Origin of the sequence: Deinococcus misasensis DSM 22328 (assembly GCF_000745915.1) — a bacterium.
Lineage (GTDB): Bacteria > Deinococcota > Deinococci > Deinococcales > Deinococcaceae > Deinococcus_C > Deinococcus_C misasensis.
In genome coordinates this window covers 31,580-52,827 of sequence record NZ_JQKG01000029.1, presented here as the reverse complement: position 1 = coordinate 52,827, position 21,248 = coordinate 31,580, and the positions used below count along the sequence as shown (strand labels likewise).

Genomic DNA, 21,248 nt, shown 5'->3' with positions numbered 1-21,248 from the left:
CAGCCTCAAGATGAGATTTCCCACAGCGAAAGCTGGTAAGACTCCAAGTAGACCACTTGGTTGATAGGTCAGGCGTGTAAGCGTTGAGAGGCGTTGAGCGGACTGATACTAATGAGTCGAGGTCTTGACCTTTAAGTTGCAATGATACTGTCCTGGTTCGCATTCTTTTGGGAGTCTTAAAAAGAGTAGATTCCCCCGTGTTCATAGAGCAGTGGTCCCACCCCATCCCATTCCGAACTGGGTCGTGAAACGCTGTTTCGTCGATGGTACTGAGTGAGTGATTGCTTGGGAGAGTAGAGCGACGCGGGGGGTTTTTTATTGTCTGCAAAAGCAGACTGGGAAGAGCACGTTTTTGATCAAAGCCTGTGTTTGCAGTGCAGAGATCCGGACAACAGCAGATTCCCTCGTGCCCATAGCGCAATGGTCCCACTCCATCCCATTCCGAACTGGATCGTGAAACGTTGCATCGTCGATGGTACTTGGCGAGTGATCGCCCGGGAGAGTAGAAAGGCGCGAGGGGTTTTTTATGGCGCAGCAGGGCTTGACCTTTTCAGAAAGCTTTGCTAATATATCTAGCGCTGAAGGTATGCGGGTGTAGCTCAGTTGGTAGAGCGCGACCTTGCCAAGGTTGAGGTCACGAGTTCGAGTCTCGTTACCCGCTCCAGAATCAAAAGGCCTGATCGAAAGATCGGGTCTTTTTTTGCATTTTGATGCTTTTCTTTATACTGACAGCATGGGTTACACAATCCGCCTGAAATCAGGACATCAGATCGAGCTTTCTTCATACCATCAGCATTTGACCGATCAGGAACGCCTTTCAGGTTTGCTGACCCATGAAGACAATTTGCAGACGCTGCAATCGCTCAGGCAGCCCACAGACGACTTGCCTGTGTTGCTTCTGGAACCTGAGCAGGCCATCTTGGACTCGGAGTTTGCGGAGATTTTTGGTGAAATTGCAACCATGCCAGAGGTGTTGTGTGTTTCCAGATGGGTGGGGGAAGCCCATTCGGGCAGCGAGGCGGATTACTCAGCCCTGAAAGTGATCTGGTTTCAAAGTGCTTTTGGGTTGCCTGATCCGCAAATCACAGCCCAATTGGAAGAACTGGACTGGCTCAGGTATTCCAGATGTTTTGTCTGGTGATCTGCAGAATTTCAAGGGCGTCTGGTTGCATCACCCTTCACCATCACAACAAAAAGGGCATCTGACATGCAGTCAGATGCCCTTTAATGCACAAGCAGGTCATTTCCCGAGCAGGGCACCTGTTTTGATCTGGTGGTTTTTCACCCAGTCTGCACCACTTAACGCAGCTTTGGACTCGGGTTGGACTTGCAAAAGTTCGATCACACCGTCTGAGCAGGCCACCAGAGCCCCCAGTTCGCTGGTGCCTTGCAACTGACCGGCTTCTGCTGCTCTGGCCAAACTGCTTGCTTTGAGTTCCAGCACTTTCAGGCGTTTGCCTGAGATGTAAGTGTGGCTTCCGGGCCAGCCATAAGTGCCCCGATACCGGTTGATGATGTTCTGGAGGCTGTCGTTCCAGCGGATCTCTCCGTCTTCTTTTTCGAGCATTCTGGCGTGCGTGGCGAGGTCATGGTTCTGTGGTGTGTGAACCAGTGTTTCCAGCCCATCGAGGGCTTCGACAATCAACCTGCTGGCCTGGGTGCTCAGATTCTGGGCCAGATCGGTCAGGGTCCACTCAGGCTGGATGGTCAGGGTTTCCTGAAGCAGGATGTCTCCAGTGTCCATGCCTGCATCGGTTTGCATGATGGTGGTTCCGGTGACTTCCTCGCCATCGATCAGGGCCCACTGGATGGGAGCTGCCCCACGGTATTTGGGCAGCAGGCTGGTGTGGGTGTTCAGGAAGCCAAAACGGGGAACATCCAGCACACTCTGGGGCAGGATTTTGCCGTAAGCACAAGTCACGGCCACCTCTGCACCAGAGGAACGAAGCACCTCCAGAAAGTCTTCGTTTTTGCGCAGTTTGGCAGGTTGGGCCAGAGGGAGACCGAGCGCTCTGGCTCTGGCGGCCACTGGAGGCGGGGTGATTTTGTTGCCCCGACCCACAGGTTTGTCTGGTTGTGAGACCACCAGCACGATGTCATGGTGCTGGCCAATGGCTTCCATGACGGGCAGGGCAAAAGCAGGAGAGCCAAAAAAGGCCACTTTTCTGCGCAGGGTCATGGGGTCACCAGCCTTTGTCTTTGAGTTCTTTCAGGAAGGCTTTGGCTTTTCTTTGCATGATGGCCAGTTCGGTGCGGTGGTCATCGGTGATGTGTTTGGGCAGGTGGTCCAGAAAGAATTTGCCGTTCAGGTGATCGGTTTCGTGTTGCCAGACCCGTGCAATGAAATCTTCGTTTTCTTCGGTGTGGGTGTTGCCTTCGGCATCCTGGTAGGTGAGGCGCATTTCAGAGAAGCGGGCAATGCCTTCTTCGTAAATGCCGGGAACCGACAGGCAGCCTTCCTGAGAGTTCTTGTTTTTCTTTTTGTTGAGGGGTTCAAGCACTGGGTTGATGACCACCAGTTCACGGAGCACTTTGGAACGGGGGTTGGTGTTCTCCTCGGGAACTTCTTCCTCATCGTCGGCGTATTCGGCCATCACGAACATGCGGACCGACAGGCCAATTTGGGGTGCGGCAATGCCCACGCCATGGGCGTTGTACATGGTTTCCAGCATGTTTTCGGCAAGTTTGGGAAGGTTGACCGGTTCAAAGCCTGGCACCTGCACGGTCTGGGTGAAGTCGGTGATTGCCCGTGCTTTCTGGCGCAAAACCGGATCTCCGTAGAGTCGAATGGGATAGATCATGGAACATCCTTACTGTTGGGTTGATTTGGCTTTGACACTGAGGGTCACGGACACACGGTCCAGAGCGGTGTACCCTTCAGGCAAATTCAGGCGTGCCTGAGTGGCGTAGGTGCCTGCTTTGAGGGGCACGGTGGCCTCCACAGAGTCTATTTTACTGAGATTTTCAGGTGTTCCCATCACACGAACTTCTCTGGGGTTGAAGGTGGCACTCAGCACTTCAAAATTGTCGTTGGACACCGCCAGTTTGAGTGGAACGGTTTTGACCGGAAGTTGGCCCAGATCGATGCGCGACACCTGCACACTGCGGGGCATCAGGCGCACATCCAGCACTTCGTGGCCCTGGTTGTCGATGGGAATCAGGCTGACCTGACGCACGTTGTTCTCTTCGTATGTGACGGGTTGGGTGATCACATTGACGATGCTTTCCACCCGGTTCTGTGGACCGGTGATTTGCACCTGATTCGGGTTGCTGGTGAAACGCAGCAAAGTGTCATCTGAGCTGTTCAGGTGGGTGACCCGCACTGGAAAACGCACCGTGACCACCTGATCGATCAGTCCTGTCACCACCTGAGGGGTGAACCCGACCAGACGGGTGCCCGAGGGTTCCAGCACCTCCAGTTTGCTCTGGAAGCGCCCGGTGGGCTGGTTGCTGACATCCAGCATCACCTCAATGCGGTCTGCTTCGAGGGTTTCCAGCCTGTTCAGAGGACCGCTCAGGGTGACCCTGACGGTTTTGGGAATGTCTGATACATCCCGCTGGGAAGCGTTGGGAGAGGCGTCCACCACCTGCACAGGCACCTCGTAACTGCGTTCACTGGTGGCCCTCTGGTCTGCGGTGGCAATGAAGTAAATGATCAGGGCCAGGGCCAGAGAGATGAGTTTCTGGGGCAGTTTGTGGGTGATGATGCGCATCACGATTTGACCTCGTAGAGCAAGGCGCGCAGTTTGTCACGCAGTTCGTTGGCATTCAGGTCCTGTGACAGGCGACCGTTCTGGGCCAGTCGGATGCTGCCTCTCTCTTCAGAGACCACAATCACGACCGCGTCGGTGCCTTCGGAAAGGCCCAGAGCACTGCGGTGGCGGGTGCCGTACCGCTTGTACACCCCGTCTTGCTGGTTTTGCAGTGGGAAAACACACCCAGCAGCAACCACACGACCTTCTTTGATGATGACCCCTCCATCGTGGAGGGGGGCATTGCGGGCAAAAATGGCTTCCAGAAAAGGGGCGCTGATCATGGCATCCAGTTTGACCCCGGATGCAGCGTATTCACCCAGAGGGGTGCGTCTTTCCAGCGCAATCAGGGCACCGATGCTGCGTTCTGCCATGTGTTCGACAGCCCGGGCGATTTCATTGACCACTGCTCCGGCCTGCTGGTCTTCGCGGTTTCTGGGACGGCCCAGACGCTCAAAGAGCTGGCGCAGTTCGGGTTGGAACACCACCACCAGAGCAAAAAGGCCCACGGTGGCGGCTTTGGACAGCAGGTAATCGACACTGGCCAGTTTGAAATAGCTGGCGAGCAACCATACCACCACGAAAACCATGATGCCCCGCAGCACATTGAGTGCGCGGGTGTTTTCCAGCAGCAGGTAGCCTTGGTAAATCAGGGTGGCGACCAGCAGGATGTCGAGCAAATCTTTAGCGCCTGTCAGCCAGCTGAACATTTTCCATCCCATTCTAACCAGAACAGTTTGAGAACAATGCAACAGAATTCAGGTTGTCTTCAGTGTTCTGTTCCAAACAGATTCGCTGCAAGGAATTTGGTCTTTTGTTTGAAATTATGCAGAAAAAACACATCAAATTCTGTTTTAAAACAATACAGTCCAGATTTTCATCAAATGCCGTTGAACATTGAAATTTGGGAAGATGAAGTGCACTTTAAATTGTGATAATTGTGTTATTCTGAAAACATTCTTATCGTCTCCGCCAGAAACTTCGCTGTGATCGGGTTTCTGCACCCTCTGGGAGGATCGTAAAAGTGAAAGGCCAGTACCGCTACATCCTGACCCGCCTCTGTCTCACCGAAGGCAGTCTCACCATCCAGAAATCTCTTGAACCGCTGGTCGCCGAAGGCATCAGCGTTTTGAAAACCGACAAGGGAGACGAGTTTCAGGTCACCCTCAACGCCAAACAACGCCGCCTTTTTGGCTTGAAGCCTTACTACGATGCTTACCAACTCAGCCCCAACGATGTCCTGAGCCTTGAACATGCAGGCAACGGTGTCGTGCAGGTCAGTGTGGAAGTCAAGGCCCAGAACCGCCAGAGCCAGCCTCAGGGCAACTACCAGAGCAATTACCCCCGTCCTGTTGCCCCTCCACCCCCTCAGCGTGTGGTGGTGGAAGAGAGCGCTTACCTGCGTGAAGTCCGTCTTGAACGCAAAAATCCTGCCGCAGAAAAACCTGCTCCCAAAACACAAGAGCCTGCTCCTCGAGCTGAGCGTGAAACCCGCCCTGAAACCCGTTCAGCCCAGTCTGAGCGGATTCTGGACCGCCATGAGCGTCAAGAAAAACAGGCCAGAGAAGCGCGTTCTGCACCTGCAGCCCGTCAGAGCCAGCCTCAGATGCAGGCCCAGAGCGCAGCCCCTGCCCGTGAACCTCAGGTCGCCCCTGCACAACCTGTGTATCAAGCCCCCACCATCGATCCTCTGGTGGAGCGTTTCGCCAGAGACATGGGTTACCACCTGCGCCCCATCAATGCCTCTGCTGTGGTGCTGGAGGCCCAACTGGGTGCCCATGCCTACTCGGTGCTCCTGAGCACCCGTCCGGACTGGGACCTGTTCCGTCAGAGCACCTCCACTTACCGTGCCCTCCTGGTCACTGAACTGGGTGAAGTGCTGCCTCCCAGCGATGTCAAAGTCACCCAGATCACCCGTGGTGCTGCAGAAACCCTGCTCAGCAGCAACCGGATGGGCAACATCACCCCTGTGGAGTTGCGCGGTTACTGGAACACCGACCACCTGACTGCAGAAAGCGTCCGTTCGATCACCGAAGTGACCAGCCGTCAGCTTGGTGAACGTGGGGTGTTCTCTCAGGTGATGCTGTCTCTGGCCCAATACCCAGCCCACAGCACCTTCAAACTGGAAGAACTGATGCCCCAACTGGAAGGGGTCGTGGACCACGACGAGTTGCTGGAAATCCTGATGACCCTCACCCGTCAACCTTTCCTTGCCCTCAATGCCCTGCCCAAACATGAATTCTACGTGCGTTACAGCATGTCAGACCTGCTCGGGCAACTGGCGGAGTACTCCAGAGGCTTGCAGGTGCGTCTGAAAGTCACTGGGCCCAAAACCCTGTTTGGCAAAGAAGTGGTGATGCGCTGAAACCCTGAAGTTGTCTGCTCATCCTCCCCGATCTGGGGAGGATTTTTTTGATGCGACGCAGGGTGATGGATAGAATTGGACATGCACAAGACCATCACCCATCTGGAAATGACCCATCCAGAGCAATTGAACCCCAAATTCAGCCCCGAGCCAGCTTTTCAGGTTCGCATTCCAGAGGTTCAGGATTACCGGTTGAACCGCTTTTTTTACCAGTGGGTGGGCAAAGATTACCGCTGGACCGATCGCCTCCCTTGGACCGACGAACAGTGGCAGGCTTTCGCTGAGGAGCCCGGTCTACAACTCATCATCGCCGAACTGAAAAACACTCCCATCGGGTACGCCGAACTGAAACCTTACGGCACCGAATATGAAATCAGCATGTTTGGACTGGCAGACCGTTACATCGGCATGGGATTGGGGGGGCCTTTCCTGACCGGGGTCATCCAGACGGCATGGGACCTCGGGGCGACAAGGGTTTTCCTGAACACCTGTGACTGGGATCATCCGGGTGCCCTTCAGAATTATCTCTCACGGGGATTCCAGGTATACCGACAGGAACACCTTTGAGATACGCTGACCGTCATGGACAGACCTGAAACCCTTCGCATTTTGCAATTGCTCGCCGATGGGGTGGACCCCCACTCTGGAGAGGTTTTTGAAAACAGCAGCCCTTATCAGCATCCTCAGGTGGTGCGTGCCCTGTTTCACGCCCTGAAAGTGCTGGAAAAAACCGCAACTGCCCCTGAGGCACCAGCCAGCAAAACCGCACCAGAGAAGCCTGCCCCTCCAGAGCTGAACCTCTCCGAACTCTCTGGAGAGGAGCAAGAGCGTTTTGAAAAACTCCGTGCATGGCGCACCGAACAGGCCCGCAAGCAGAACACTCCGCAATACACGGTTGCCCACAACCGCCAGCTTTTTGAGATGGCACAATTGAAAGACCTCTCCTTTGCAAGCCTCTCTGGCATCAAAGGCTTTGGAGGCAAACGGGCCGAAAAATACGCAGAGGAAATCCAGCGTTTACTGGAGGAATGACGGCAGTTTTCATGGACCTGTGCCACCATAAAGCCATGAATTCAAAGATGTGGATGCTGGGATTTCTGCTCTTTTGCTCCTCTGGAATGGCCCAGAGTGCCTCTTCAACAAGCACGGTGCTGGCGGCTGGGGACATCGGGATGTGCAACCTCAAAGCCCCCTTCTGGACAGGTGACCTGATGCGGGACCAGTTGCAGAAAGACCCTCTGGCGGTGGTGCTTGCGCTTGGGGATCTGGCCTATCCTGTAGGCTCCAGCAGCGATTTCCAGAATTGCTACGATCCTGCATGGGGCAGTTTCAAAGACCGCACCCATCCTGCACCCGGAAACCACGAATACGGAACAGCAAATGCTGCACCTTACTTTCAATATTTTCGGGAAAAGGCAGCCAGAGGGTATTACAGCATGGCTTTCAACAACTGGAAGGTGATCTCCCTCAATTCCAACCTCAAAGGGGAGGCCATGCAGGCCCAACTGAACTGGTTGCGTTCAGATCTGGAATCTTCTTCCAGCAAGTGCACACTGGCCTTCTGGCACCATCCTCTGGTGTCCTCTGGATACCACGGCAACAACAGCGTGATGCAGGAGGCGTGGAACATCCTGCAAGAAAAACATGCCGATCTGGTGCTGGTGGGCCACGACCACCACTATGAGCGGTTTGCTCCGCTGAACAGTTCGGGAGCCCCTGACCCAGAGGGCATCCGTCAATTCATCGTGGGCACAGGAGGGGCCGTGCTATACCGCACCCTCTTTGTCAAAGCAGGCAGTGAAAAGCGGGTGAATGGTCAATTTGGGGTTTTGAAACTGAACCTGCAAGACGACCAGTACACGTGGCAATTTCTGGCGGCCCATCCAAGAATCAAAGGCAAAGTGCTGGACTCTGGCTCTGCCAGGTGTTATCCCAAGTGAAAAAGCTCAGGACAGCCTGAGCTTTTTGAAGGGCTTTGATGGGGTCTCAAAGGTTGGCGATGGTGTGGTCCAGCATTTCCTGTGTGATCTGGTGGTGCAGCACCACGCGCAGGCTGTCTGCATACAGGGCATTGGCCAGAATCCCTTTGCTCTTCAGCTCTTCCACCTTCTGGAAAGCATCTGGAACCTGAGCGTAAATGATGTTGGTCTGCACAGCTTCCATGTTCACCCCATAACCTGCTGCCACCAGAGCTTCCGCAAGGACTCTGGTTTTGCGGTGGTCTTCGGCCAGACGGGCAGGTCCCTGAGACAGGGCAAGGCGTGCAGCGGCAGCCAGAATTCCGGCCTGACGCATGCCACCTCCCATCATCTTGCGGTAACGGTGGGCTTCTTTGATGAAGGCTCTGGATCCGGCCAGCACGCTGCCTACAGGTGCCCCGAGCCCTTTGCTCAGACACAGACTGACCGAGTCAAAGTGCTGGGTGATCTCTTTGACATCCACTCCCAGAGCCACGGCAGCGTTCATCAGACGGGCACCATCCACGTGCATGGGCAGGCCTTCCGAGAGGCTCACTTCCCGGACCCCTTTGAGTACATCCAGAGGGACCACCGTTCCTCCGGCCACGTTGTGGGTGTTTTCCAGAGAGATCAGGCCGGTGGGGCTTTTGTGGATGCTGCGTCCAATGGCTTTGCGGATGTCTGCAGGGTCTGGAATCCCCAGAGGGGCAGCCACAAATCTGGGAACCACACCTGAGAAAGTGGCCATCATGCCCAGTTCGTATTCGTAGATGTGCGCCCCTTGCTGGGTGATCACTTCCTGACCGCGTTTGGTGTGGGTGGCAATCGCCACCTGATTGGTCATGGTGCCAGAGGGCATGAACAGGGCCGCTTCAAAACCCAGCAGACGTGCTGCTTCTTCTTGCAGGAGGTTGACGGTGGGGTCTTCGCCATACACGTCATCGCCCACAGGGGCTTCCAGCATGGCTTGCAGCATCTCGGGGGTGGGACGGGTGACGGTGTCGGAACGCAGATCAACAAGCATGGGCCATCTTAACCCGGGGGCATGAAAATGCAAGTTGGCACTTTGGCGTATTCAGGGGCTCTGGGCGCTCAGGGGGTTTTGAAGGGGCAAGGAAGGTTTTTGCTGCTGCTCAAAAGAAGCCAGAGCGCTTTGCAATTGCAGGTCTTCGATCAGGGTGTTTTGCACCACCTGATCGGGGGTGATGCGTTTGGGATACAGTGAGAAATCCTCGTGTAAAGAACGCAGCATGGTGATTTGCAAGGTGTAAAACGCCCCGAGGGACTGGCTCTGGGTGCTGGTGTTCATGATGCCGAAGGTGGGCGTGCCAATCACTCTGGCCCGTCCATTCCGCTGCAACTGGTAAGTGAACCACTCTCCGCAAGAAGCGGTGTCTTCGTTGACCAGAACCACCACCTCCGGGTTCCAAAAGGCCGGTTTCTGAACAGCAGTGCGCCGGATGGGGAAAGGGATTCCTTTGAGCACTTTGGAACGGTCGTAGGTCAGCACCTGCCCTTTTTGCACCCGCATGAACCCAGAGGTGAATTTGGTGTCCTGATAGACTTTGAAGGTTTTCACGAAAGCCGAAGAGGATGCTGCACATTCATCCATCCATCCTCCGCCGTTGTAACGCAAATCCAGCACCAATTGATCCACCCCTTTTTCCTGAAGTTCACGCACCGCTTGATGCACACTTTCACTGATGGGCAGTTGGGCCTTTTGCTTTTCAAAACGACCGGGTTCACTGTAAAAGGTGGGGATTTGCAAAATGGCCACATCCTGCTGGATTTTGTAGGTGGCTTTTTGCCAGTATTCTTTTTGGGCTTTTTTGCTCAGGGTGATTTTCAGGCGCTTGCCCTGACGGTCAACCAGCACCTGTGGACGTTCTTGCAGATCCAGTTTCCAGACGAAATCTTGCCGTTCAAGGTCCAAGCCTCCGGCAGCAAGGATTTCATCTCCTTGACGCAGGCCATTCACATCTCCTTCGCCACCATACATCACAAATTTGACGTACCAGTGGCCTTCTTTGCGGGTCAGATACACCCCGAGTTCATTTTCCAGCAGGCTCTGGAGGCTGTTTCCCAGACTTTCGTCCCATGCAGAGCGGTAACCATACAGGTCGGTGTGGGCATCGCCCAGTTCGGAGAGCAAAGCGCGGATTTGCTTTTCGGCATCGCTGCTCTGGCAACGTTTTTGTTTTTCACAGGTCTGTTCGGTCAAAGATGCATATTTTTTCAACAGGCCGGGCACTTTGCCCATGTCTTCTCCGTAATAATTGAGCATTGCCGTTTGAAAAGAACTGTACAGGCGTGCAGCATTGCTGCTGGGATACCTCTGGGCCTGCACGGTGCCCAACATGCCCAAGAGGATGGCCATCCACAAAGTCCATTTCATGCCAGAAGTATGGCACATCCCTGAAAAACAGAAATGTGCCACAAGCCTAAAAGAAATGGCGGATGTTTTTTACGCTGGTCGCAAGTGTTTCAATCACTCACTTTCCAGAATGGTGACTGTGTTGATGAAATCGGGTTTGATTTTGGGGTCGGGTTTCTGGGGATCGATTTTTTGAATGTTTTTCACCACATCCATGCCTTCAAGCACTTTGCCAAAAATGGTGTAACCGTAGTTCAGCCATGTGGCCGGGGCAAATGTGATGAAGAATTGACTGCCGTTGGTGGACCTGCCTCCACTGTTGGCCACCCCGAGCACACCTGCGGAGTTGAACAGCACCCCTTCTTCGATTTCAAGGCCATACTTGTAACCAGGGCCACCAGTTCCTGTGCCGGTTGGATCTCCGGTCTGGGCCATGAAGTTGTCCAGCACACGGTGAAAAACCACGCCGTCATAATAGTGGTTGAGGGACAGGAACACGAACGAGTTGACTGCCTTGGGGGCAATTTTTGGGTAGAGTTCTACAGTGATGTTGCCCTTGTTGGTGTTCAGCACAGCCCGGTACTTTTTGTTCGGGTTGATGACCCACTGGGCCTCGGTGAATTTGAGAATCCGGTCTTTGGAGAGGGGCTCTAAAGTTTTGAATCCAGACACAGCCGTCTGGGTGGTTTGGGCAGGGGCCTCTTGTGCCTGTGCCAGAGGGAGGAGCAAAGTCGCAGCCAGAATGAATTTCTTCATGGTGAACAGTGTAAAACGAGATCATTTGAAGGACGTGACAAGTCGCCCTCTTTCCTGTATAGTATAAGGAGTCGTTATGTTTATAGCAGAAATCATCAGTGTCGGTACGGAACTTCTCCTCGGTGAAATCACCGACACCAATGCTGTGTACCTTGCCAATGAACTGAAGGCCAGAGGGGTCGTCCTCCACCACAAAAACACGGTGGGAGACAACCTCCAGAGAATTGCCGACACCATCCGCAAAGCCCTTGAACGGGCCGATCTGGTGATCCTCGGGGGTGGCCTTGGCCCCACCGACGATGACCTCACCCGCGAAGGCATTGCTCTGGTGCTCGGAGAAACCCCCGAGGTGGAGCCCAGCCTGCTGGAACACCTCAAAGGCATGTACGCTGCCCGTGGCAGGGAAATGCCCCTCAGCAACACCAAGCAGACCTGGCTCATTCCCAGTGCCATCGCACTGGACAATCCCATCGGGACTGCCCCCGGCTGGATGGCCCAAAAAGACGGCAAAGTGATTGTCGCCATGCCTGGACCTCCTCAGGAAATGAAGAAAATGTGGAAAGAGCAGGTGCTTCCACGCCTCAACCTTCCAGAGCGTGCCCTGTACCACGTGACCCTGCACACCTCTGGCATTGGTGAAAGCAACATTGCAGACATCCTTGGTGACATCACCCTGCAGGCTTCTCCCAGTGTGGCCACCTACGCCAGAAAACATGGTGTGGATGTGCGCGTTGCCCACATGGCAAACACCCTCGAAGAAGCCAAACAACAAGCTGCTGCCACCGAAGCCCTCGTGCGGGAGAAACTGGGCAAGTTCATTTACGGTCAGGACAAGGACACCCTGCAAAGCGTTTCTCTGGACCAACTTCAAGCCCGCAAAGAAACCCTTGCCGTTTTTGAAGGGTTCACCTCTGGATCCCTCTCCAGCAAACTGGGTCAGCACCCTGCTTTGCGGGGCGTGATCAGCAGTGCAGACCATGGCATTCAGGTGGATTTCGGCCTGACTCCACACACCCTTTCGGAAGAAGGGGCAGACAGCGTCAACGCCGCCATCGAACTGGCCAGAGGCGTCAAAGAACGTTTTGCTGCCACTTACGGCCTTGCCACAGTGGGAAATCTGGACACCCATGAAACCCATGTGGCTCTGGTTTCCGATCAGGGACACCAGACCGCCACCCTCAACTGGGTGGGCACACCGGACCAGCTCATCGAACGCACCAGCAACGGTGCCCTGATGCTGCTCTTCAAGACCCTCAGGGGTGAAGCATGAGGCTTTTTTATGCGGTGATGGTGCCCAAACACATTCAAGAACAGATTGCCCCAGCCCAGAAAAAACTGCGGGGCAACTGGCGTGCGGTTCGACCGGACCACATGCACATCACGCTGGCCTTCATGCCCCAATACCCAGAGGGGAAAAGCAAACCCCTCTTGGAACTCGGTGAGAAAATCAGCAAAGGGCACGACAGTTTCCTGATTCAAGTGCGCGGAACCGGGTATTTCCCCAATGAGGGAAGCCCCAGGGTCTGGTTTGTGAAAACCGAGGCCCCTGAGCTACAGGAAATTTCTGAAGCGCTCACCTCGCAGATCGATTACCCTTTTGAGGAGCAGGCGTTCAAGCCGCACATCACCCTTGCCCGCAAAAAAGGACCTGCGCCTCGGGTTCCTCCCGTGGTGTTTGACCTGAGCTGGAAAGCCAGCAGTTTCGTGCTGGTCCACAGCACCCTGCAACCTTCAGGTCCCACCTACAAAATCCTCAAAACCTTCAGATTCAGAGACTTCGGACAGTCAAGCCCATCCCCTTCCACCACAGTGGAATGACAACTGCACCACCACGTGCCCCCACGTGCCAAGGAGACTTATGGAGAACAAAGAACGACTGAAAGCCCTCGAACAAACCGTCCACCAGATTGAAAAACAATTCGGTAAAGGTTCGATCATGAAACTCGGCAACAACACCAGCATGGACGTTCAGGTGATTCCCACCGGTTCCCTCAGTCTGGACGTTGCTCTGGGTGTGGGCGGCATTCCCCGTGGACGCGTCACCGAAATTTACGGTCCTGAGTCCGGTGGTAAAACCACACTGGCCCTCAGCGTGGTGGCACAAGCCCAAAAACTGGGAGGGGTGGCTGCCTTCATCGACGCAGAACACGCTCTGGACCCCCAGTATGCCCGCCAGTTGGGTGTGAACGTGGATGACCTGCTCGTGTCCCAACCTGACTCGGGTGAACAGGCCCTTGAGATCATGGAACTGCTGGTGCGCTCTGGAGCCATCGACATCGTGGTCGTGGATTCTGTGGCTGCCCTCACCCCCAGAGCCGAAATTGAAGGGGAGATGGGCGACGCCCTCCCCGGTCTGCAGGCCCGTCTCATGAGTCAGGCCCTGCGCAAACTGACCGCCATCCTCAACAAAACCGGCACCGCTGCCATCTTCATCAACCAGGTCCGTGAAAAAATCGGTGTGATGTACGGCAACCCCGAGACCACCACCGGCGGACGTGCCCTCAAGTTCTACGCCACCACCCGTCTGGATGTGCGCAAAATCGGTCAACCCGTCAAGCAGGGAGATGTGGCCATTGCCAACAACGTCAAGATCAAAGTGGTCAAAAACAAAGTGGCCCCTCCTTTCAAAGAGGTCGAACTGACCCTGCAATTCGGCAAAGGCTTTGACCAACTCGGGGATCTGGTGTCTCTGGCCACCGATCTGGAAATCATCAAGAAAGCGGGCTCTTTCTACTCTTACGGCGACACCCGCATCGGGCAGGGCAAAGAGAAAGCCATCGCCTACATCTCTGAGCACCCCGAGATGGAAGAAGAAATCCGCAACCGCGTGATGAATGAAATCCGCGCTGGCCGCAATCCCATCCAGCAGAACCCTGAAATCGCCCTGTCTGCCGACGAGTGATTCCAGTTTGAACCTCAAAAGGACGCCATGGTGGCGTCCTTTTTTTGTGGCCGAGCAAGCCAGAGCAGGAGGCTCTGGAAACGGTGTATCACACGGTCTCTACACACCTCATAATCTGCTTCAATTTTTAATGTTAAAGTATTAAACAAGTTTTGTTTCAACGCAGAACTTTGACAACAAGGGTCTTACACCGAAAGGAGAAGCATGGATATCACCTCGATCCTACTTGGCTTCCTGCTCGGTGCGATAATTTTCGGTTTTGTGGCCTACAACAGGGCCTATCAGATCGGCTTCAGTAAGCGGTCTGGGCTGGACGTTGCACTGAAAGAACAGGCGGAGCAAGAAGCTGCTGCCCTGCGTGAACGTGCACAAACCGAAGCTGAGCGCATCCGTGCGGAAGCCGAACGACTGAAAAGTGAAGCTGAACGGACCCTGAGAGACGCGGAAACCACTGCCAAGGAAAGGGTGGCCGAGCGCCGCCAGGAATTGGAGCGGGACATCCAGAGGGAGCGTGACACCCTCAAACTGGAGCGGGACGAACAGCGCCGCGAACGCGACGAACTCAAGCGTGAAATTGAGCGCCTGAACCGTCGTGCCGAGCAACTGGACACCCGTGGCATGAAGCTGGACCAGCTGGAAGAGAAACTGGAAGCAGAATACCGGGAGTTGCAGGTCAAACACCAAGAGGCAGACACCAAGCTGCACGATGTGAACCTCAAGCTCTTTGAGATTGCCCAGCTTTCTCCAGAGCAGGCCAGAGACATCATTCTGGGCAAACTCGATGAGGAGCTGGAAGAGGACAAGGCGGTTCGCATCCGTCAGGCCACCGAAAAAGCCAACATCGAAGCCAGCAAGAAAGCCCAGCACATCATTGCGCAGGCCATCCAGCGCAGCGCTTCGGAGACCAGTGCTGCCATGGCGGTGTCGGTGGTGCCCATCCCCAGCGAAGCCATGAAAGGCCGCATCATCGGACGTGAAGGCCGCAACATCCGGGCTTTTGAAGCCCTGACCGGCGTGGACCTGATCATTGATGACACCCCCGAGGCCGTCATCCTCAGCAGTTTCAACCCCATCCGCCGTGAAGTGGCCAAGAGTGCCCTGGAGCAACTGGTCGCAGACGGACGCATCCACCCCACCCGCATTGAGGAAGTGGTGCACAAAGCCCAGGAAGACATGAAAACCTTCATCCACAACCAGGGGGAAGAAGGGGCTCTGGAAGCCGGAGTGGTGGGTATCAAGCCCGGCCTGATGCAGCTTCTGGGCCGCATGTACTTCCGCACCAGTTACGGACAGAACGTGCTCAAGCACAGCATTCAGGTGGCCCACGTCACTGGAATTCTGGCTGCCGAGCTGGGACTGGATCCTGCTCTGGCCCGTCGTGCGGGTTTGCTGCACGATGTGGGCAAATCCATTGACCGTGAGATCGAAGGCACCCACGTGGACATCGGGATCAGCCTTGCCAAGCGTTTTGGTGAGCCTTCCGAAGTCATCGATGCCATTGCCCACCACCACGACCCCGAGAACGCCGAAACCCTGTACGGTGTGCTGGTCGCTGCCGCAGATGCCATATCTGCTGCCCGTCCCGGTGCCCGCCGTGAGAGCCTTGAGGTGTACATCAAGCGTCTGGAACAACTGGAAAGCATTGCCCTGTCTTTCCCCGGGGTCAGCAACGCTTTTGCCATTCAGGCAGGTCGCGAAGTGCGCGTGATCGTGCAGCCCGAGAAAATCACCGATTCCAAAGCCACCTTGCTGGCCCGTGAAATCGCTGGTCGCATCGAGCAAGACATGGAATATCCTGGTCAGGTGCAGGTCACTGTGGTCCGAGAGTCCAGAGCTGTGGAATTCGCCAAGTAAAGCAAAACCAGAACACAGTGCATGTTTTGCCCCTCCTCGAACAGAGGAGGGGTTTTTCTTGGCTGAAAGTGCATGAAACCCTGCACCGAGGGCAGCCAGAGGTACAGCCTTGAACCTCTGGAACGTGCTCCTTTGACCGATTCTTTGTATAAAGTTGCCAGATCTATGCGGTTTTTTGGAACGGTGTGCTGGTTTTTGAGTGACAAAGGTCAGAAAAAACCTGATTTCTGAGAAAAGGGGCGTGCAAAAACCCATGCATGTTTTGCACCAGAGTTTTAAAAATGGTCAGTTTGCTGCCCTTTTTCTGTCAAAGTGCGCAAAGATTCATGTACATTCTGTTACTTCTGCACGAACGCATCTAAGCAAGCCTTGCCAAAAATGAGGGGATGCGTGGTATGCTTCCTACTGGAATAGAGGTTGCATAACCAGTGGTGTGCAACCGTCTAGCATCATCTTGTTTGGCCTTAAGATCACCTTGACGGAGGAAGTATGAACCACGACTTTGATGTTGTCTCGGCTGCACGGAACTGGCGTATGGAAGAACTCACTCAGGCAAACCCCAGCCTTGTGGTCAGTGAATTTGCCAGTGACGTTCTCACCACCGAAGAACTGCGCCAGCGTCTCAGCAAACCCGTGTGGAAGTCCCTGCAAGCCACCATCGAGCGTGGTGTGGCTCTGGATCCTGCCATTGCTGACACCGTGGCTCTGGCCATGAAAACCTGGGCCATGGAAAAAGGTGCCAGCCACTACACCCACTGGTTCCACCCCCTCACGGGCAGCACAGCAGAGAAGCACGACAGCTTCGTGACCCCCACCAGCGACGGAAGCGCCATTGCCCAGTTCACCGGCAAAGAGCTGATTCAGGCCGAGCCTGACGCCTCCAGCTTCCCCTCTGGCGGTCTGCGTGCCACCTTCGAAGCCCGTGGTTACACCGCATGGGACCCCACCTCCCCTGCGTTCATCCTCCGTCACACCAACGGCGCAACCCTGTGCATCCCCACTGCTTTCGTGTCCTGGACCGGTGAAGCCCTCGACTTGAAAACCCCCCTGCTGCGCTCCACCGAGGCCCTCAACAAGGCTGTTCTGAAAGTGCTGCCCCTGCTCGGTCTCAGCGACGTGACCAAAGTGGGAAGCACCCTCGGCGCCGAGCAAGAATACTTCCTCATCGACGAAGAGTTCTTCTACCGCCGTGCCGATCTGGTCATGAGTGGCCGCACCCTCTTCGGGGCCAAGCCTCCCCGCGGTCAGGAACTGGAAGACCACTACTTCGGCAGCATCCCCAACCGCGTGCTGTCCTACATGACCGATGTGGAAACCCAGCTCTACGCTCTGGGTATTCCTGTGAAAACCCGCCACAACGAAGTGGCCCCCGGCCAGTTCGAAATTGCTCCCATCTTCGAACAGAGCAACGTGGCTGCCGACCACCAGCAACTGATCATGCAGGTGCTGAAAAACACCGCCCGCAAGTACGGTCTGGTGTGCCTGATGCACGAGAAACCCTTCGCTGGCGTGAACGGCAGCGGCAAGCACTGCAACTGGTCCATGGGCACCGACACCGGTCTCAACCTGCTGGAACCCGGTGACACCCCCCACGAAAACCTGCAGTTCCTGTTCTTCTGCGCTGCTGTGATCCGCGCTGTGGACCTGCACCAGGACCTGCTGCGCATCAGCGTGTCCAGCGCCAGCAACGACCACCGTCTGGGTGCCAACGAAGCCCCACCTGCGATCATCTCCATCTTCCTTGGCGATGAACTCAGCGACATCCTCGACCGCATCCTCAGCGGTGAAGGTGGAGCCGGTCACTCTGCTGGCTTCCTCGGACTGGGCACCCCTGTCCTGCCCAACCTGCCCCGCCACGCTGGCGACCGCAACCGCACCTCTCCCTTTGCCTTCACTGGCAACAAGTTTGAGTTCCGCGCTGCCGGTTCCAGCCAGAGCATCTCCATGCCCATCACCGTGCTGAACTCCATCGTCGCCGAATCTGTCAGCGACCTGGCAGACTTGCTCCAGAGCAAAATCTCTGGTGGCACCGATGTGGATGTGGCCCTCCTCGAAGTGGTCAAAGAAGTGTACGGCCAGCACAAACGCATCATCTTCAACGGCAACGGTTACAGCCAAGAGTGGCACGAAGAAGCCGCCAAACGTGGCCTCCTCAACCTGCCCACCGCCATTGATGCCATCCCCCTGCTGACCGACAAGAAAAACATTGAGCTGTTCAGCAAACTGAACGTGCTGTCTGAGCGTGAAGTGGAAGCCCGTCAGGAAATCATGTATGACATCTACTTCAAGACCGTCAACATTGAAGGGGAGACCACCGAGTGGATCGCACAGACCCAGATTCTGCCTGCTGCCCTCAGCTACCTCTCTGAAGTGTCTGCTGTGTCTGGAAGCAAAGCCGCTCAGGGCCTCGCTGCCGAACTGAACCAGGTTACCGATGAGCTGTACGAAGCCCTCGGCGCACTGCGCAGCCAGAACGAAGCTGAAGGTGGCGAAGCCGTTCACGAGAAATCCCACCACATGCGCGACCACGTGTTGCCTGCCATGCTGGGTGTCCGCAAGGCCGCCGACAAGCTGGAAAAACTGGTGAGCGCCAAGCATTGGCCCCTCCCCAGCTACCGCGAAATGCTGTTCGTGAAATAAACCGACTCTACCTCATTCACCTCTCCCAAAAGGGAGAGGTTTTTCATGGTGTTTGATCCTGCAATCTTCAGGGTTGGCTGGACTTTGCCTGCTTTCCCTCACACCCCTCTTGCTTTCCCCTGATGAAAGTGTGTCACTATAAAGCATGTCGTTAGGACCTTTGGAAATCATCCTGATCCTTGTTCTGGTGCTTTTGTTGTTCGGAGGCCGCAAAATCCCCGAGTTGATGAAAGGCCTCGGGCAGGGCATGAAAGAATTCAAGAAGACCCAGACCGATGACCCCAACCAGCCCCATGTCGAGGAAAAGAAAAAAGAGGTCTGACCTCTCCGCGCTCGTTGCACCCGCGATCCTCTCCCTGCAAGGGAGAGGATTTTTCTTTTCTTCAGCACAGGCAAAAAAGAACCTCTCCCCAGCAGGGAGAGGTTCGAGCACAGCTTGTGGAGAGGGTTGGGTTACCGGCTGCGAGGGTCGATGGCTTCGCGGATGGCTTCACCCAGCAAGGTCCAGCCCAGCACGAACAGCAAGATGAACGTGGCAGGATAGATGTAGGTGTACCAGTATTCGATCTGGCCGAAGTAAGGACGGGAAATGTTGATCAGGTAGCCCCAGTCAGGGAAGCCCTCTGGCACCCCCACCCCGATGAAGGAGAGGGCAGCAAAAGACACCACCGTGGCTCCAATGTCCAGACTGACCAGAGCCAGCATGGAGTTGAGGCTGTTGGGCAGGGCGTGTTTGAGGATCACCTGACGGTCGGTGTTGCCCAGAGAACGGGCAGCATCCACAAACTCAAGGCGTTTGACCTTCAGCACGTCGCCACGCACCACACGGGCATACTGGGCCCAGCCCACCAGAATGAGGGCCAGCATGATCACAGGCAGACCACCGCGCAGCACGATCACCAGAATCATCAGGAGCACGATGCTGGGAAAGGCGAAGATGATGTCGGTGAAGCGCATGAAGATGTTGTCGATCCAGCCACCGAAATAACCTGCGAGGGTGCCGACCAGCATGCCCACCAGAGCGGTCATCAGGGTCACCACGATGCCCACCAGGAAGGCGGCCCGGGTTCCCCAGATCAGGCCCCAGAAGATGTCATATCCACCTGCAGCAAGACCAAAAACGTGGTTGCTGGAGGGAGGAGTGGGTTGCGATGAGAAGCCTTCACGCAACATCGAGTTGGGGATGGTGAAGGTGCGTGCGATGTTGCGCATGTCTTCGCTGGGGGGAGCAATCACTGGAGCCAGAATGGCAATCACAGCAAAGATCAGGATCAAAACCAGCCCAATGATCCCCAGAGGGTTTTTGCGGAGTTTCTTCCAGATGTTCATTCGTAGCGAATCCTCGGGTCAATGATGCCGTAGAGCAGGTCCACGAGCAGGTTGATCACGGTCACTGCCGTGGCAGCAAACAGGGCAAAGCCCACCACAGAAGGCACATCCAGTTGCTGGGCAGCTTTGGAAGCCCACAGACCCACCCCCTGGAAGTCAAACACCGTTTCCGTGATGATGGATCCGCTGAGCAGGCCAATCAGGATGCTGCCCAGCACCGTCACCACTGGAATCAGGGCATTTCGCAGGGCGTGTTTGACCACCACCACGCGGTCTTGCAGGCCTTTGGCTCGGGCGGTTCGGACGTAGTCTTGACGCAGGGTGTCGATCACGTTGCCCCGCACCACCTGAATCAGTTGAGGTGAGATCACAAACGTCAGGGTCAAAACAGGCATGATCAGGTGTTTGATGAGGTCCCAGACCACTTCCCATTTTCCGGCCAGCATCATGGGAAAGAGCATGAAGCCTTCGGTTTTGGTGACCCCGGCGGTCAAGCTGAGGATGGTGTCGTAACGTCCGGGTTTCAGCCAGTCCAGAATTCCGTAGAACAGGGTCAGGATGAAAATGCCCACCACAAAGCTGGGAAACCCGTAAGCGATGATGGAAAGCACACGCACGGTGTGGTCAAACCAGGTGTTGCGTTTGACTGCAGTCAGAATGCCAATGCCAATCCCAAACAGGGCAATGAACAGAATGGCGATGAACGCCAGTTCCATGGTGGCAGGCACATAACTGGCCAGAGAATCCAGCACGGGTCGGCGGTCACTGCGGGAAAACCCGAGGTTGCCTTTCATCAGGCTTTGCAGCCAAATGCCGTATTGGGTGAACAGGTCAGCGTCCAGACGGTATTTTTCAATGATCGACTGGATGAATTCCTGCGAGGCCTGTTTCTCGTTGGTGGCGAAAGAAGCGGCGCGAATGTCCGGGCTGAGCAGCTGTGTGAGTCCGAAGATCAACAGCGAAATCCCGAACAAAATCAGCGGCAGCTGCAAAACGCGCCGAAGAATGAATGTGAACACGGGTCACCTCTGATGCTTAACGCTTTGCTGTCGGTCTGTCTGCAACGTCTGAAACATGCAGGGCTAGACAGGCCGTACAGATCGTGCTTTGTTCTACCACATTGCGCCCATGCCATGCCAGTGATTTCAGTGAAAATCGGCTGAAGGCCGTTTGAACCGATCAAAGCCATGCAGAACGCTCATTTTTTGGGGATTTGAAGGCATCAAACCCTTCAAAAGAAAGATCCAAAAACAGACACCAGAAATCCACAAAGAAATGCAGCAGCGCCCCATGGGGTCGCTACTGCATTGAGGTCATG

Annotated in this window: 20 protein-coding genes, 1 tRNA gene and 3 rRNA genes; 15 read left to right on the top strand and 9 right to left on the bottom strand. The window is 55.3% G+C overall.

Annotated elements, in window-relative coordinates:
- The 5 genes from Q371_RS16325 to Q371_RS26520 all read left to right on the top strand — a co-directional run.
- Window positions 1-132, top strand: a 23S ribosomal RNA gene (locus tag Q371_RS16325); the annotation flags it as partial.
- Window positions 133-193: 61 nt separating this feature from the next.
- Window positions 194-310 (top strand): 5S ribosomal RNA (rrf, locus tag Q371_RS16320).
- Window positions 311-402: 92 nt separating this feature from the next.
- Window positions 403-519 (top strand): 5S ribosomal RNA (gene rrf, locus Q371_RS16315).
- 69 nt (window positions 520-588) lie between these two features.
- Window positions 589-664, top strand: a tRNA-Gly gene (locus Q371_RS16310).
- A gap of 69 nt (window positions 665-733) precedes the next feature.
- Complete coding sequence (locus tag Q371_RS26520; RefSeq protein ID WP_157442761.1) at window positions 734-1,141, top strand: hypothetical protein; 408 nt, start codon at window positions 734-736, stop codon at window positions 1,139-1,141.
- A gap of 99 nt (window positions 1,142-1,240) precedes the next feature.
- On the opposite strand, the gene fmt is transcribed toward Q371_RS26520, so the two are convergent.
- Genes fmt through cdaA form a run of 4 tightly spaced genes read right to left on the bottom strand, consistent with a single transcriptional unit; the run spans window position 1,241 to window position 4,462 of the window.
- Complete coding sequence (gene fmt / locus Q371_RS16300) at window positions 1,241-2,179, bottom strand: methionyl-tRNA formyltransferase (RefSeq protein ID WP_051964621.1); 939 nt, start codon at window positions 2,177-2,179, stop codon at window positions 1,241-1,243.
- Window positions 2,180-2,183: 4 nt separating this feature from the next.
- Window positions 2,184-2,801 carry a peptide deformylase gene (def, locus tag Q371_RS16295; protein ID WP_034342146.1) on the bottom strand — a complete coding sequence of 206 codons (618 nt, stop codon included), beginning with the start codon at window positions 2,799-2,801 and terminating at the stop codon, window positions 2,184-2,186.
- A 9-nt stretch (window positions 2,802-2,810) separates the two neighbouring features.
- The gene (locus Q371_RS16290) at window positions 2,811-3,713 is read right to left on the bottom strand and encodes a CdaR family protein (RefSeq protein ID WP_034342145.1); all 903 of its coding nucleotides are present in this window, start codon (window positions 3,711-3,713) and stop codon (window positions 2,811-2,813) included.
- A complete protein-coding gene (cdaA, locus tag Q371_RS16285) occupies window positions 3,713-4,462 on the bottom strand; it encodes a diadenylate cyclase CdaA (RefSeq protein ID WP_034342144.1) in 750 nt (249 codons plus the stop codon). The genes Q371_RS16290 and cdaA overlap by 1 nt, the downstream gene beginning before the upstream one ends.
- 314 nt (window positions 4,463-4,776) lie before the next feature.
- Between cdaA and Q371_RS16280 the strand changes: the two genes are divergently transcribed.
- The 4 genes from Q371_RS16280 to Q371_RS16265 all read left to right on the top strand — a co-directional run bounded on the left by Q371_RS16280 (window position 4,777) and on the right by Q371_RS16265 (window position 8,057).
- Window positions 4,777-6,117 (top strand): hypothetical protein, encoded by a 1,341-nt coding sequence (locus Q371_RS16280; RefSeq protein WP_034342143.1) that lies wholly within the window; start codon window positions 4,777-4,779, stop codon window positions 6,115-6,117.
- 81 nt (window positions 6,118-6,198) lie between these two features.
- Window positions 6,199-6,684, top strand: coding sequence for a GNAT family N-acetyltransferase (locus tag Q371_RS16275; RefSeq protein ID WP_034342142.1), 486 nt, complete (start codon window positions 6,199-6,201; stop codon window positions 6,682-6,684).
- Window positions 6,685-6,699: 15 nt separating this feature from the next.
- Window positions 6,700-7,149, top strand: coding sequence for an HRDC domain-containing protein (locus Q371_RS25895; protein WP_051964617.1), 450 nt, complete (start codon window positions 6,700-6,702; stop codon window positions 7,147-7,149).
- 35 nt (window positions 7,150-7,184) lie between these two features.
- Window positions 7,185-8,057, top strand: a complete 873-nt coding sequence (locus tag Q371_RS16265; RefSeq protein WP_169743873.1) for a metallophosphoesterase family protein — start codon at window positions 7,185-7,187, stop codon at window positions 8,055-8,057.
- A gap of 46 nt (window positions 8,058-8,103) precedes the next feature.
- Here Q371_RS16265 and ltaE read toward each other — a convergent pair whose 3' ends face one another.
- The 3 genes from ltaE to Q371_RS16250 form a co-directional block, all read right to left on the bottom strand.
- The gene (gene ltaE / locus Q371_RS16260) at window positions 8,104-9,099 is read right to left on the bottom strand and encodes a low-specificity L-threonine aldolase (protein WP_034342141.1); all 996 of its coding nucleotides are present in this window, start codon (window positions 9,097-9,099) and stop codon (window positions 8,104-8,106) included.
- Between the two features lie 51 nt (window positions 9,100-9,150).
- Window positions 9,151-10,470: a S41 family peptidase gene (locus Q371_RS16255; protein WP_169743872.1), complete on the bottom strand. Its 1,320-nt coding sequence runs from the start codon at window positions 10,468-10,470 to the stop codon at window positions 9,151-9,153.
- Between the two features lie 93 nt (window positions 10,471-10,563).
- Window positions 10,564-11,205, bottom strand: a complete 642-nt coding sequence (locus Q371_RS16250; RefSeq protein WP_034342135.1) for a peptidylprolyl isomerase — start codon at window positions 11,203-11,205, stop codon at window positions 10,564-10,566.
- 76 nt (window positions 11,206-11,281) lie between these two features.
- Between Q371_RS16250 and Q371_RS16245 the strand changes: the two genes are divergently transcribed.
- The 6 genes from Q371_RS16245 to tatA all read left to right on the top strand — a co-directional run bounded on the left by Q371_RS16245 (window position 11,282) and on the right by tatA (window position 18,923).
- The gene (locus tag Q371_RS16245; RefSeq protein WP_034342134.1) at window positions 11,282-12,475 is read left to right on the top strand and encodes a CinA family nicotinamide mononucleotide deamidase-related protein; all 1,194 of its coding nucleotides are present in this window, start codon (window positions 11,282-11,284) and stop codon (window positions 12,473-12,475) included.
- A complete protein-coding gene (thpR, locus tag Q371_RS16240) occupies window positions 12,472-13,023 on the top strand; it encodes an RNA 2',3'-cyclic phosphodiesterase (RefSeq protein ID WP_034342133.1) in 552 nt (183 codons plus the stop codon). The genes Q371_RS16245 and thpR overlap by 4 nt, the downstream gene beginning before the upstream one ends.
- Before the next feature lie 40 nt (window positions 13,024-13,063).
- On the top strand, window positions 13,064-14,107 hold the full coding sequence (gene recA, locus Q371_RS16235; RefSeq protein WP_051964613.1) for a recombinase RecA: 1,044 nt from the start codon (window positions 13,064-13,066) through the stop codon (window positions 14,105-14,107).
- Window positions 14,108-14,311: 204 nt separating this feature from the next.
- Complete coding sequence (gene rny / locus Q371_RS16230) at window positions 14,312-15,961, top strand: ribonuclease Y (protein WP_034342130.1); 1,650 nt, start codon at window positions 14,312-14,314, stop codon at window positions 15,959-15,961.
- Window positions 15,962-16,450: 489 nt separating this feature from the next.
- Window positions 16,451-18,601: a glutamine synthetase III family protein gene (locus Q371_RS16225; RefSeq protein WP_034342129.1), complete on the top strand. Its 2,151-nt coding sequence runs from the start codon at window positions 16,451-16,453 to the stop codon at window positions 18,599-18,601.
- A gap of 145 nt (window positions 18,602-18,746) precedes the next feature.
- Window positions 18,747-18,923: a twin-arginine translocase TatA/TatE family subunit gene (gene tatA, locus Q371_RS26515; RefSeq protein WP_084571480.1), complete on the top strand. Its 177-nt coding sequence runs from the start codon at window positions 18,747-18,749 to the stop codon at window positions 18,921-18,923.
- Window positions 18,924-19,054: 131 nt separating this feature from the next.
- On the opposite strand, the gene Q371_RS16220 is transcribed toward tatA, so the two are convergent.
- Both Q371_RS16220 and Q371_RS16215 read right to left on the bottom strand, forming a co-directional pair.
- Window positions 19,055-19,930 carry an ABC transporter permease gene (locus Q371_RS16220; protein WP_034342123.1) on the bottom strand — a complete coding sequence of 292 codons (876 nt, stop codon included), beginning with the start codon at window positions 19,928-19,930 and terminating at the stop codon, window positions 19,055-19,057.
- Window positions 19,927-20,949, bottom strand: a complete 1,023-nt coding sequence (locus Q371_RS16215; RefSeq protein WP_034342122.1) for an ABC transporter permease — start codon at window positions 20,947-20,949, stop codon at window positions 19,927-19,929. Before Q371_RS16215 ends, Q371_RS16220 begins: the two co-directional genes overlap by 4 nt.
- Window positions 20,950-21,248: the final 299 nt, after the last annotated feature.

Excerpts from the sequence above, each read along its gene's own strand:
- Q371_RS25895 (WP_051964617.1), top strand. The coding sequence starts at position 6,700 with ATGGACAGACCTGAAACCCTTCGCATTTTGCAATTGCTCGCCGATGGG.
- recA (WP_051964613.1), top strand. The coding sequence starts at position 13,064 with ATGGAGAACAAAGAACGACTGAAAGCCCTCGAACAAACCGTCCACCAG.
- rny (WP_034342130.1), top strand. The coding sequence starts at position 14,312 with ATGGATATCACCTCGATCCTACTTGGCTTCCTGCTCGGTGCGATAATT.
- Q371_RS16225 (WP_034342129.1), top strand. The coding sequence starts at position 16,451 with ATGAACCACGACTTTGATGTTGTCTCGGCTGCACGGAACTGGCGTATG.
- thpR (WP_034342133.1), top strand. The coding sequence starts at position 12,472 with ATGAGGCTTTTTTATGCGGTGATGGTGCCCAAACACATTCAAGAACAG.
- Q371_RS16220 (WP_034342123.1), bottom strand. The coding sequence starts at position 19,930 with ATGAACATCTGGAAGAAACTCCGCAAAAACCCTCTGGGGATCATTGGG.
- Q371_RS16245 (WP_034342134.1), top strand. The coding sequence starts at position 11,282 with ATGTTTATAGCAGAAATCATCAGTGTCGGTACGGAACTTCTCCTCGGT.
- cdaA (WP_034342144.1), bottom strand. The coding sequence starts at position 4,462 with ATGTTCAGCTGGCTGACAGGCGCTAAAGATTTGCTCGACATCCTGCTG.
- def (WP_034342146.1), bottom strand. The coding sequence starts at position 2,801 with ATGATCTATCCCATTCGACTCTACGGAGATCCGGTTTTGCGCCAGAAA.
- tatA (WP_084571480.1), top strand. The coding sequence starts at position 18,747 with ATGTCGTTAGGACCTTTGGAAATCATCCTGATCCTTGTTCTGGTGCTT.
- Q371_RS16265 (WP_169743873.1), top strand. The coding sequence starts at position 7,185 with ATGAATTCAAAGATGTGGATGCTGGGATTTCTGCTCTTTTGCTCCTCT.
- Q371_RS16290 (WP_034342145.1), bottom strand. The coding sequence starts at position 3,713 with ATGCGCATCATCACCCACAAACTGCCCCAGAAACTCATCTCTCTGGCC.
- ltaE (WP_034342141.1), bottom strand. The coding sequence starts at position 9,099 with ATGCTTGTTGATCTGCGTTCCGACACCGTCACCCGTCCCACCCCCGAG.
- Q371_RS26520 (WP_157442761.1), top strand. The coding sequence starts at position 734 with ATGGGTTACACAATCCGCCTGAAATCAGGACATCAGATCGAGCTTTCT.
- fmt (WP_051964621.1), bottom strand. The coding sequence starts at position 2,179 with ATGACCCTGCGCAGAAAAGTGGCCTTTTTTGGCTCTCCTGCTTTTGCC.
- Q371_RS16255 (WP_169743872.1), bottom strand. The coding sequence starts at position 10,470 with ATGAAATGGACTTTGTGGATGGCCATCCTCTTGGGCATGTTGGGCACC.
- Q371_RS16250 (WP_034342135.1), bottom strand. The coding sequence starts at position 11,205 with ATGAAGAAATTCATTCTGGCTGCGACTTTGCTCCTCCCTCTGGCACAG.
- Q371_RS16275 (WP_034342142.1), top strand. The coding sequence starts at position 6,199 with ATGCACAAGACCATCACCCATCTGGAAATGACCCATCCAGAGCAATTG.